The organism is Streptomyces sp. NPDC001153 (assembly GCF_053598315.1).
Genome location: NZ_JBSFJZ010000002.1, coordinates 207,296 through 219,226 on the forward strand (window position 1 = coordinate 207,296; position 11,931 = coordinate 219,226).

At 72.0% G+C, this 11,931-nt stretch carries 7 protein-coding genes and 1 pseudogene; 7 read left to right on the plus strand and 1 reads right to left on the minus strand.

The window, feature by feature from the left end; genetic code table 11:
* Nucleotides 1-531: 531 nt before the first annotated feature.
* Nucleotides 532-1,446: pseudogene (locus ACWDEN_RS03010) on the plus strand (sensor histidine kinase); the annotation flags it as partial.
* A 145-nt stretch (nucleotides 1,447-1,591) separates the two neighbouring features.
* Here ACWDEN_RS03010 and serC read toward each other — a convergent pair.
* Nucleotides 1,592-2,710 (minus strand): phosphoserine transaminase, encoded by a 1,119-nt coding sequence (gene serC, locus ACWDEN_RS03015; protein ID WP_450856894.1) that lies wholly within the window; start codon nucleotides 2,708-2,710, stop codon nucleotides 1,592-1,594.
* A gap of 157 nt (nucleotides 2,711-2,867) precedes the next feature.
* On the opposite strand from serC, the gene ACWDEN_RS03020 reads away from it, so the two are divergent.
* The 6 genes from ACWDEN_RS03020 to ACWDEN_RS03045 all read left to right on the plus strand — a co-directional run bounded on the left by ACWDEN_RS03020 (nucleotide 2,868) and on the right by ACWDEN_RS03045 (nucleotide 11,850).
* Complete coding sequence (locus ACWDEN_RS03020; RefSeq protein WP_450856896.1) at nucleotides 2,868-5,798, plus strand: FAD-binding and (Fe-S)-binding domain-containing protein; 2,931 nt, start codon at nucleotides 2,868-2,870, stop codon at nucleotides 5,796-5,798.
* Nucleotides 5,799-5,820: 22 nt separating this feature from the next.
* Nucleotides 5,821-6,594 carry a metallophosphoesterase family protein gene (locus tag ACWDEN_RS03025; RefSeq protein WP_450856898.1) on the plus strand — a complete coding sequence of 258 codons (774 nt, stop codon included), beginning with the start codon at nucleotides 5,821-5,823 and terminating at the stop codon, nucleotides 6,592-6,594.
* Nucleotides 6,595-6,784: 190 nt separating this feature from the next.
* Nucleotides 6,785-6,916 carry a hypothetical protein gene (locus tag ACWDEN_RS03030; RefSeq protein ID WP_351601406.1) on the plus strand — a complete coding sequence of 44 codons (132 nt, stop codon included), beginning with the start codon at nucleotides 6,785-6,787 and terminating at the stop codon, nucleotides 6,914-6,916.
* 96 nt (nucleotides 6,917-7,012) lie between these two features.
* Nucleotides 7,013-8,986: an ABC transporter ATP-binding protein gene (locus tag ACWDEN_RS03035; RefSeq protein ID WP_450856900.1), complete on the plus strand. Its 1,974-nt coding sequence runs from the start codon at nucleotides 7,013-7,015 to the stop codon at nucleotides 8,984-8,986.
* 112 nt (nucleotides 8,987-9,098) lie between these two features.
* Entirely contained in the window at nucleotides 9,099-10,031 is a 933-nt protein-coding gene (locus ACWDEN_RS03040; RefSeq protein WP_450856902.1) for an EamA family transporter, read from the plus strand.
* 97 nt (nucleotides 10,032-10,128) lie between these two features.
* Nucleotides 10,129-11,850 carry an NAD-dependent malic enzyme gene (locus ACWDEN_RS03045; protein WP_450856904.1) on the plus strand — a complete coding sequence of 574 codons (1,722 nt, stop codon included), beginning with the start codon at nucleotides 10,129-10,131 and terminating at the stop codon, nucleotides 11,848-11,850.
* Nucleotides 11,851-11,931 lie beyond the last annotated feature (81 nt).

The window sequence follows — 11,931 nt, forward strand, 5'->3', positions numbered from 1 at the left end:
CAGCTGTGGGCACTGGAGTCACAGCTTCGTCAGCTCGAGGCGGCGGAGCAGCAGGAGCGGGGCTCGTTACGGGCGGACCTGGAACGGCACCGGATGCGCAAGGAAGAGCTGGAGGAGGCGTGCGCGCGTCTGCGGGACAAGGTCGCTCGTCTGGAGAAGTCGCTCGCGGAGGCGGAGCGGGAACGGGACGCCGCACGGACGCGTTGCCGGGAGCTGGAAGCCGAACTGGCCGTGGCGCAGGAGGCCGCTGAGCGGGCGGAATTGGAGCGGCAGGCGAGGGAGGAACGGCTGCGCCTGGCCAAGGCCGCCGGCGTGGCCGAGCACCGTCTGGCGGACCTGGAACGCGTTCATCAGGAAGCCGAACAGGTACGCCTGGCAGCCGCCCGGGAGGTTGCGTCCCAGTTGGAAGAGGCCCAGACCAAGGCCGACGAGCTGCTGCAGGAAGCGGCACTCAGGGCCACGAAGGTCCGGCCTCCGGTGCTCAGGAGATCAGCCGCGCTGCGCCAGTTGAAGGAGGCCGCGCAGTACATGGCCGACGTCCGGTTGCCCGAGCTGGTCAGGCAGCTGTCGGAGTTCGACCCGCAGGACGTCGACATCTCCGTGGAGCCGGTCGGTGTGCACTCCCGGGACGAGATCGGCCAGGTGGCCGCGGCCTTCGACAACGTGCACCGCCAGGCGGTCCGCCTCGCCGCCGAGCAGGCCCTTCTCCGGGCCAACGTCAACGCGATGTTCACCAACCTCTCGCGCCGCTCCCAGGGCCTCATCCAGCGCCAGCTGTCGCTCATCTCCGAACTGGAGTCCCGCGAGGCCGACCCGGACCAGCTGTCGGCACTGTTCAAGCTCGACCACCTCGCCACGCGTATGCGCCGTCACGGCGAGAACCTCCTCGTCCTCGCGGGTGAGGAGCCCGGCCGCCGCTGGACCCGCCCGGTCCCGCTGGTCGACGTGCTCCGCGCCGCCGCGTCCGAGGTGGAGGAGTACGAGCGCATCGAGCTGGCCTCCGTGCCGGAGATCGAGGTCGCCGGCCGCGTGGTCAACGACCTCGTGCACCTGCTCGCCGAGCTGCTGGAGAACGCCACCTCGTTCTCCTCGCCGCAGACCAGGGTCAGGGCGGTCGGTCACGCGCTGTTCGACGGGTGTGTGCTGATCGAGATCCACGACACCGGTATCGGCCTGTCCCCCGAGGACCTCGCGGCGGTCAACGAGCGGCTCGCCTCGCCGCCCACCGTGGACGTGTCGGTCGCCCGCCGCATGGGCCTCTTCGTGGCCGGTCGTCTGGCGCAGCGGCACGGCATCCGCATCCAGCTGCGCCCGTCCGACACCGGTGGTACGACCGCGCTGGTCCTGCTGCCCCTCGACACGACACAGCACGGCATCGAGTGCGTTCCCGAGCAGCCGGACGCCGGCCGACCCGCCCATGGCGCCCGGCAGACGCCCACGGCTGCGGCTCACCTGTTCACCATCTGCACCTCCGGCCATCTGTCCATCGAGCGTCCGAACCGATGACCGGGCCTCCTCGTACGCCGAGGGGCGCCCCGGCAGATACCGGGCGCCCCTTGTCGACGTATGAAAGAAGCAGACGGGAAGGAGATCAGAGCTTCTCGATGACGTAGTCGATGCAGTGGGTCAGTGCTTCGACGTCGGCGGGGTCGATGGCGGGGAACATGGCGATGCGGAGCTGGTTGCGGCCGAGTTTGCGGTAGGGCTCGGTGTCGACGATGCCGTTGGCGCGCAGGGTCTTGGCGACGGCGGCGGCGTCGATCTCGTCGGAGAAGTCGATGGTGCCGATGACCTGGGAGCGCTTGGCGGGGTCGGTGACGAAGGGGGTGGCGTACTTGGACTCTTCCGCCCAGGTGTAGAGGCGGGTGGAGGAGTCCTTGGTGCGGGCGGTGGAGAAGGCGAGGCCGCCCTGGCTGTTGAGCCATAGCAGTTGCTGGTTGAGCAGGAAGAGGGTGGCGAGGGCGGGGGTGTTGTAGGTCTGGTTCTTGCGGGAGTTGTCGATCGCGGTGGGCAGGCTGAAGAACTCGGGGATGTGGCGGCCGCTGGCGTGGATGCGTTCGGCGCGTTCGATGGCGGCGGGGGAGAAGATGGCGATCCACAGGCCGCCGTCGGAGGCGAAGGACTTCTGGGGGGCGAAGTAGTAGACGTCGGTCTGGGTGATGTCGACGGGGAGGCCGCCGGCGCCGGAGGTGGCGTCCACGAGGACGAGGGATCCGGCATCGGCGCCTTCGACCCGTGTGATGGGCATGGCGACGCCGGTGGAGGTCTCGTTGTGGGTGAGGGCGTAGACGTCGGTGCCGGCTTCGGCCTGTGCCTGGGGGTGGGTGCCGGGGTCGGTGGTGATGACGGTGGGCTCGGCCAGCCAGGGGGCGAGGCGGGCGGCCTTGGCGAACTTGGAGGAGAACTCGCCAAAGCTGAGGTGCTGGGAGCGGGTGAGGATTAGGCCGTGGGTCGCGATGTCCCAGAACGCGGTGGACCCCCCGTTGCCGAGGACGACCTCGTAGCCCTCGGGCAGGGAGAACAGTTCGGAGATGCCTTCGCGGACCGTGCCGACCAGGTTCTTGACGGGGGCCTGGCGGTGGGAGGTGCCGAGCAGGGAGTTTCCGGTGGCGGCGAGGGCGTCCAGCGCCTCGGTGCGCACCTTGGAGGGGCCCGCGCCGAAGCGTCCGTCGGCGGGCTTGATGTCAGCGGGAATCTGGATGTCGGCCACGAGCCGGAGCGTATCGCGGTGGGCGAACCAGGACAGAGCCATGTCCGTCCGATGAGACAAGATCGTCGAAGCGTGGACTTGTGAACCAGTACGACGATATGCGTGGGGCTGTGGAAAACTTTCGGTGACTGTCCGTGAGCGGATGCATCCTGGACGCATGACGGATCACTCGGGTCTCGAAGCGGAGCTGCGCGGCGCCGTCCGGGGAGAGGTCGGTTTCGACACCACCTCCCGGGCGCTGGTCACCATGGACGCGTCCAACTACCGGCGTGTCCCGGCGGGCGTCGTCGCCCCCCAAGACGCCGACGACGTGGCCGCCGCGCTGGAGGTCTGCCGGGCGCGCGGGGTGCCGGTGGTGGCGCGCGGCGGGGGCACGTCGATCGCCGGGCAGGCGACCGGCACCGGCGTGGTGCTGGACTTCACCCGGCACATGAACGGCCTGCTGGAGCTGGACCCCGGCACCCGTACGGCCGTCGTCCAACCGGGGCTCGTCCTCGACCGCCTCCAGGAGGCCGCCGCCGCGCACGGCCTGCGCTTCGGTCCCGACCCGTCCACACACAGCCGGTGCACGCTCGGCGGGATGATCGGCAACAACTCCTGCGGCTCGCACTCGGTCGCCTGGGGCACGACCGCGGACAGCGTGCGGGAGCTGTCCGTCATCACCGCGCGCGGGCGCCGGCTGCGGCTCGGGCAGGGCTGGGCCGGCGCGCCGGAAGGGCTGCGCGAGCTGGCGGAGGGTGAACCGGCGCGGCTGCGCACCGGCTTCCCGGAGCTGCCCCGCCGCATCTCCGGGTACGCGCTGGACGCGCTGCTGCCCGAGAAGGGCGCCGATGTCGCCCGCTCCTTCTGCGGTTCCGAGGGCACCCTCGGCATCCTCACCGAGGCCGTCGTCCAGCTGGTTCAGGCCCCACGCGCGCGTGCCCTGGCGGTGCTGGCGTACGGCGACGAGAGCGCCGCCGCCGAGGCCGCCGCCGGACTCCTTCCGTTCGGCCCGCTGACGGTCGAGGGCATGGCGGCCGACCTGGTGCGCGCGCCGGCCGGGCTGCCCAAGGGAGGTGCCTGGCTGTTCGTGGAGACCGGCGGGGAGTCGGCGGCCGAGGCACGCGCGCGTGCCGAGGACATGGTCCGCGCGGCCGACGTGACCGACTCCCTGGTGGTGACCGACCCGGCCGCCCAGCGCACCCTGTGGCGCATCCGCGAGGACGCGAGCGGCACGGCCACCCGTATGCCCGACGGCAGTGAGGCCTGGCCCGGCTGGGAGGACTGCGCGGTGCCGCCCGCCAGGCTCGGCGCCTATCTGCGGGACTTCCGCGCCCTGTTGTCGGCACACGGCCTGCGCGGCACACCGTACGGCCACTTCGGCGACGGCTGCATCCACGTCCGTATCGACTTCGACCTGCTCACCGAGGCCGGCATCGGCCGCTTCCGCCGCTTCTCCGAGGAACTGGCCGACCTGGTGGTGCGGCACGGCGGCTCCCTGTCCGGGGAGCACGGCGACGGCCAGGCCCGCGCGGAGCTGCTGCCGCGCATGTACGGCGCGGAGACGGTGCGGCTCTTCGAGCGGGCCAAGGCGGTCTGGGACCCCGACGACCTGCTCAACCCCGGCATGCTGGTCCGCCCGGCGCGGCTGGACGAGAACCTCCGCTTCTCCGTCCTGCCGGCGAAGCCCGTCGACGTGGCCTTCGGCTACCAGGCCGACGAAGGCGACTTCCGCGCCGCCGTCCGCCGCTGCGTCGGCGTCGCCAAGTGCCGTACGACCACGGCGTCCGGCCCCGCCGTGATGTGCCCGTCCTTCCGGGCGACCGGCGAGGAGGAGCACTCCACACGCGGCCGGGCCCGGCTGCTGCACGAGATGCTGGCCGGCGAACTGGTCACCGACGGCTGGCGTTCGACGGAGGTCCGTGACGCCCTCGACCTGTGCCTGTCCTGCAAGGGCTGCCGCTCCGACTGCCCGGTCGGCGTCGACATGGCCACCTACAAGGCCGAGTTCCTGCACCACCACTACGCCGGCCGCCGCCGCCCCGCCGCGCACCTCAGCATGGGCCGGCTGCCGCAGTGGCTGCGCTGGGTCGCCGCCACTCGCACGGCCCCGCTGCTCAACGCCCTCGCCTCGGTGCGGCCGTTGGCCCGGGTGGGCAAGCGTCTGGGTGGGATCGCGGCCGAGCGGGAGATTCCCCGGCTGGCGACGCGGACGTTCAGCGGCTGGTGGCGCGGCAGGAAGCCCGCCCACGGCGGCACCGGGGAGCCGGTGCCGGGGAGCTCCGGTCCGGGAGACCTGGTCGTGCTCTGGCCGGACACCTTCACCGAGCATCTGTCACCGGACGTCGGCCGGGCCGCCGTCCGGGTGCTGGAGGCCGCCGGACTGCGGGTGGCCCTGCCGCCGACGCTGCTGCCGCGCCGGGGGAGGATCGGTGAGGGCCGGATCGGCGACGGCCTGACCAGGTCGGCCGCCGCGCTGCTCACCGCCCGCCGGGCCCGGGTCTGCTGTGGCCTCACCTATCTCTCCACGGGCCAGCTCGACCGCGCCCGCACGGTCCTGCGGCGCACGCTGGACCTGATGGAGCCGGTGCTGCGGGCCGGGGCGCCGGTCGTCGTGCTGGAACCGAGCTGTGCCGCGGCCCTGCGCACCGACCTGCCCGAGCTGCTCCATGACGACCCGCGCGCGGCCCGGCTCGCCTCCGCCGTCGTCACCTTCGCCGAGGCCCTTCAGCGGCACGCCCCGCACTGGACCCCGCCCGCGGTGGACCGCCCGGTCGCCGGCCAGACCCACTGCCACCAGCACGCGGTGCTCGGCGACACCCCCGACCGCCGGCTGCGCGAGGCCGCGGGTCTCACCGGCGAGCTCAGCGGCGGCTGCTGCGGCCTCGCGGGCAACTTCGGTTTCGAGAAAGGCCACTTCGAGGTGTCGAGAGCCTGCGCGGAGGAACAGCTCCTGCCGTCGGTCCGTGCGGCCCCCGAGCGGACGGTGATCCTGGCCGACGGCTTCTCCTGCCGCACCCAGCTGGACCAGCTGGCCGGGGTACGGGGCCGCCATCTGGCGGAGGTGCTGGCGGAGGCGCTGGAACAGGAGACCGGGGGCGCGGGGTGACTGAGGAAACGGGGGGCTCGAAGTGACCGAGGAATACGGCAGGGTGGCGGTTCTGTCCGACATCCACGGCGTGCTGCCCGCCCTGGAGGCGGTCCTGGCGGAACCGGAGGTGGCGGCGGCCGACCGGATCGTCCTGACCGGCGACACAACGGCGGGTCCGCAGCCGGCCGAGGTGCTGGACCTGCTGCGGGACCAGGGCGAGAGGGTGTTGTGGCTCGCGGGGAACGCCGACCGGGAGCTGGTGGAGTACCGGCGCGGCGAGCGCACGGACATCCCCGACCCCATCGGCCCGTATGCGGCCCGGGCCCTGCGCGAGGACCAGATCGGCTTCCTCGCCGCCCTGCCGCGGACGCTCACCCTGCGCGTCCGCGGCCTCGGCACCGTCCTGTTCTGCCATGCCACTCCGCGCGACGACGAGGAGCTGGTGCTGGTGGACTCCCGCCCCGCCCGCTGGGCGGAGGTCTTCACCGGCCTCGCCCCCGGCATCGGCACCGTCGTCTGCGGCCACACCCACATGCCCTACGTCCGTCTGGCCCACGGCCGTCTGGTCGTCAACCCCGGCAGCGTCGGCATGCCCTACGGCCGCTCCGGCGCCCACTGGTGTCTGCTGGGCCCCGGCACCGACCTGCGCGTGACGCCGTACGACACACCGGCGGCCGTCGCCCGGCTCACGGCGGAGTGCGCCTACCCGGAGATCGCCGAGTGGGCCGACTACTTCCTGTACGCCCGGGCGACGGACACGGACGTGCTGACGGCATGGGGGCCGAAGGACGGGCGGAGTGCTGCGCAGGGTTGACCTCCGCATGGCCCGGCGCTGGGGGCGCTCTCAGCTTTGCAGAGCAACACCCAGCATTTCCAAGGGGATTCACAGCGCCCCTTTGCCATTTTTGCCGTTCGGGCAGACGACAGGCGTGTAAGTTCTTCGGTGCCGGGTTCCGGACGCGGAATTCAGCACCCGCAAGTACAGCGCGACATGAGGAGTCGGAATGAGCCTGAAGAAGCTCGCCCCGCTGCCCCCGAAGCCGAAGAAGCAGCTGCCGCCCCCGCCCCCGCCGAAGCACAGGAAGAAGCACGGCCCGAAGCCGCTGCCCAAGCCGCTGCCCGGCCAGGACCGCTGAACCGGCTGAGCGAGCGGTGAATTGAAAGGGGTCGATGGTGCACCGTCGGCCCCTTTTCTGTTTTATTCGGGACGGTGATTCAGAAGGGAAGAAGTTGTGGATGAAGAGGGTGAAGAATTCGAGTACGACACCCCGTCCATTCCGGCCCGTACCGCATTCCGTCGTTTCTGGCCGCTGACCAAGGGCCTTCGAAAGTGGCTGCTGCTGGTCTGGCTGTGCACGGTCCTCGCCGCGCTCGCCGAGACCGAGGCCATCCTGCTGTTCAGCGACCTCACCGACCACGCCCTGCAGAAGGGCTCGCCGGCCGCGTTCTGGAGCCCGGCGGGCAAGTGGCTGGGCATCGCGGTGGCCGGCGCCGTCGTCGCCTACACCGGCAACTCCCTCGCCGCCTGGGTGACCGAACGCTTCGTGATGCGGCTGCGCGAGCACGTCTTCGACCATGTCCAGCAGCTGCCGCCGCACTTCTTCCAGCGCCACCGCCAGGGCGATCTGCTCTCCCGGCTGACCGCCGACGTCGAGGCGATCGAGACGTTGGTCGTGTCCGGGCTGGTCGGCGCCGCCTCGGCCGCCTTCTCCGCCCTCTTCTACGCGGCCGCCGCGTTCTGGCTGCGCTGGGACCTGGCCGCCGCCACCTTCGTCCTCGCGCCCCTGTTCTGGCTGGCCGCGCGCCGCTTCTCCGGTTCCATCAAGGACGTCTCCCGCGCGGGCCGGGTCGCCGACGGCGCGATCACCTCCGTGGTGGAGGAGTCCCTCGGCAACATCGTGCTCACCCAGGCCTACGACCGCCGGGACGCCGAACGCCGACGGCTGCGCGAGGAGGCGAACGCCTGGTTCCGTGCCTCGGTCCGCTCCACCCGCCTGAACGAGGCCTACGAGCAGCTCGTCCAGGTCATCGAGACGGTGTGTGTGCTCGCGGTGATCGGCATCGGCGCCTGGGAGATCTCCACCGGCCGGATGACCCTCGGCCGGCTCCTCGCCTTCGCCGCCTTCCTCGGCTACCTCTATCCACCGGTGCGGGGCCTCGCCCAGCTGGGCCTCACCGTCACCGCCGCGACGGCCGGCGCCGAGCGGCTCATCGAGATCCTGGACGTCCGCCCCTCGGTCACCGACCCGCGGCGCCCCGCGGACACCGGCCGCCCGGACGGCACGGTCGAGGTCAGGGACGTGACCTTCCACTACCCCGGTGCCGGGAAGCCCGCCCTCGAAGACCTCTCCTTCACGGTCAGCCCCGGCGAGCTGGTGATCGTCACGGGCCCGAGCGGCGCCGGCAAGTCCACGGTCTCCAAGCTCCTGCTGCGCTTCTACGACCCGGACTCCGGAGACGTCCTCCTGGACGGCACGCCGCTCCGGGACTTCCCCCTGGCCCATCTGCGTGCGTACGTCACACTGCTGCCCCAGGAGACCCTGGTGCTGCACGACACGGTGCGCGCCAACATAGCCTGCGGCCGGCCCGGCGCCAGCGACCAGGCCATCGAGGAGGCGGCCAGGACGGCCGACGCGCACGAGTTCATCTCGCGGCTGCCCGACGGGTACGACACCCGGGTCGACCCCAACTCGGCCCGCCTGTCCGGCGGCCAGCTCCAGCGCCTGGCCATCGCCCGCGCCATCCTGCGCGACGCCCCCGTCCTGGTCCTGGACGAGCCGACGACGGGTCTGGACGCGATGGCCGCCCGCCGCGTCGTCAAACCCCTGCGCCGCCTGATGGCCGGCCGTACGACCATCATGATCACCCACGACCTCAACCTCGCACCCGACGCCGACCGCATCCTGGTGGTCGACCGGGGCCATATCGTGGAGACCGGTCGCCATGACGAACTCCTCGCCCGGGGCGGGGCGTACGCCCGGCTGCACCGCTCGCAGAACAACGCGGTGATGGACACCGGCGAGCTGCGCATGCCGCTGTGGGAGGAACAGCGGACGCCGGCGCCGGCGTACGAGCACGCGCCGGCGTACCAGCAGCAGTACGGCTACACCCCCTACACCGCCGCCCCCACCCCCTCCGCCCTCCCCGCTCCCCTCCCTGACGGCCGCCCCCTCTTCCGTGACGAGGAGGCGTGGCCGGGCATCTGACTTCCAGCATCCGGGACAGTTCCTTAAAGGGTTCACGCACCTGTCAAAGTCCATTACCCTGGACTCATTGGTGCATCCAGATGAACGAACCCGATCAAGCACAGGACCGCCCGTGACCGTCACCCCCAGCACCGCAGCGCCGACACCGGTCACTCCCACCGGAAGGCAGCGCCGTCTCGGTTCGCTCGGCCCGGTGGGCCTGGTGCTGGCCGGCGCCATCTCGGTCCAGTTCGGCGGCGCCCTGGCGGTGACCCTGATCCCGAGGGCCGGCGCGCCGGGCGTCGTCACCCTCCGCCTCCTCGCGGCGGCCGTGGTCCTCCTCCTCGTCTGCCGCCCCCGGCTGCGCGGTCACTCCCGCACCGACTGGGGCACGGTGATCGCGTTCGGCATCGCCATGGGCGCGATGAACGGCCTCTTCTACGAGGCGGTCGCCCGTATCCCGCTGGGCCCGGCGGTCACCCTGGAGGTCCTCGGCCCCCTGACCCTCTCGGTCCTGGCCTCCCGCCGCGCGGTCAACGCGCTGTGGGCGGGCCTGGCCCTGCTCGGCGTCTTCCTGCTGGGCGGCGGAGGCTTCAGCGACCTCGACCCCATAGGTGTCGCCTTCGCCCTGGGCGCCGGGGCCATGTGGGCGGTCTACATACTCTTCAGCGCCCGCACGGGCCGCCGCTTCCCCCAGGCGGACGGCCTCGCCCTGGCCATGGCGGTGGCGGCCCTCCTCTTCCTCCCGATCGGCATCGCCTCGGCAGGCACCCGCCTGCTGAACCCCACCATCCTGGCCCTCGGCTCGGCGGTCGCCCTGCTCTCCTCCGTCCTGCCCTACACCCTCGAACTCCTGGCCCTGCGCCGCCTGCCCGCCTCCACCTTCGCGATCCTGATGAGCCTCGAACCGGCGATCGCCGCGACGGCCGGCTTCCTGATCCTCGGCCAGTCCCTGTCCCTGACGGAGGCCGCCGCGATCGCCCTGGTCATCGCGGCGAGCATCGGCGCGGTCCGCACCCAGGTGGGCCAGGGCAAGGTCAAGGTGGCACCGGCCCCGGAGGCCTGACGGGCCTTCCCGGCGTCATCCGGCTCCCGGTCGTCCGGTGACGAGGAGTAGTCGTCCATGCGCGCACCGGAGTGGGGTTTGTGCAAAAGTGGACGGTGTGACCGGCAACAGCGACACCAGCCCCCGCCCGCTGAAGATCACCGCCCGTGGCCGTGCCGTACTCGCCGACCCCCGGATCAACCGCGGTACGGCGTTCACCGAGGCCGAGCGGCGGGCCCTGGATCTCGTCGGACTGGTACCGCCCCATGTGCTCACCCAGGACGAACAGGTCGAACGCGCCTACGCCCAGTACCGGGAACAGCCCACCGACCTGGCGAAGAACGTCAATCTCACCGCCCTGCACGACCGTAACGAGACGCTGTTCTACCGTCTCGTCGGCGACCACCTCGAAGAGATGCTGCCCATCGTCTACACGCCGACCGTGGGCACGGCCATCCGCCGCTACAGCAACGAGTACCGCCGCCCGCGCGGCATCTACCTCTCCGTGGACGCCCCCGGCGACATCGAGCGCTCCCTGCGCGCGAGCGGCCGCGGCGCCGACGACGTCGACCTGATCGTGGCCACCGACGGCGAGGGCATCCTCGGCATCGGCGACTGGGGCGTCGGCGGCATCGACATCGCCGTGGGCAAACTCGCCGTCTACACCGCCGCCGCCGGCATCGACCCGCGCCGCACCCTGCCGGTCATGCTCGACGTCGGCACCAACCGCGAGGAACTCCTCGACAACCCCCTCTACCTCGGCAACCGGCACCCCCGCGCCGACCGTGAGACGTACGACGCCTTCATCGACGCCTACGTCACCACCGCCACCAAGCTCTTCCCGAACGCCCTGCTGCACTGGGAGGACTTCGGCACCGCCAACGCCCGTCGCATCCTCGACCGCTACCGCGATCAGGTGTGCACCTTCAACGACGACATCCAGGGCACGGGTGCCGTCAACCTCGCCGCCGTCGTGTCCGGCGTACGTGCCGTCGGTGTGCCCCTGCCGCGGCACCGGATCGTCGTCTTCGGCGCGGGCACCGCCGGTATCGGGGTCGCCGACCAGCTGCGCGACGCCCTGATCGCCGAGGGGCTGTCCCCGGCCGAGGCCACCGCCCGTTTCTGGTGCGTCGACCGGTACGGGCTGCTCACCGCCGACCAAGGCGACAAGCTGCGCGACTTCCAGCAGCCCTACGCCCGCCCGGCCGACGAGGCCGACGGCTGGCGGCGCGACGACAGCCTGCCCGGCATCCCCCTCGACGAGGTGGTCCGGCGGGTCCGGCCGACCATCCTCATCGGCACCTCCGGACAGAGCGGTGCCTTCACCGAGGCGCTCGTCCGCGAGATGGCCCGGCACACCGAACGCCCCATCATCCTGCCCATGTCCAACCCCACCGACCTCGCCGAGGCCACCCCCGCCGACCTGCTCGACTGGACGGACGGGAAGGCGCTGGTGGCCACGGGCAGCCCGTTCGCGCCGGTCGAGCGGGACGGGACGACGTACGAGATCGGCCAGGCCAACAACGCCCTGGTGTTCCCCGGTCTCGGCCTCGGCGTGATCGTCGCCCGCGCCTCCCGGGTCACCGACCGCATGCTCCGCGCGGCGGCGGACGCGGTCGCCCGCCGGACCGGCGCCGACCCGGACGCCGCCCGGCTGAACGCGCCGGTCCTCCCGCCCATCCGCGATCTGCGCGGCACGTCGGAGGCGGTCGCCGTGGCCGTGGTCCGCGCGGCGAGGGCGGACGGCGTCGCCCGGGCCGACCTGGACGACGACGGCATCGAGGCGGCGGTGCGCGCGGCGCGCTGGGAGCCGGTGTATCCGCCGGTGGAAGCGGTGTGAGGGGGCGGCCCCCGACCCCTCCGGAAACCATCCGCCCAAATTCATGCAAGCACGCTTGATTGTTTCTGTGGCCGCTGCCAT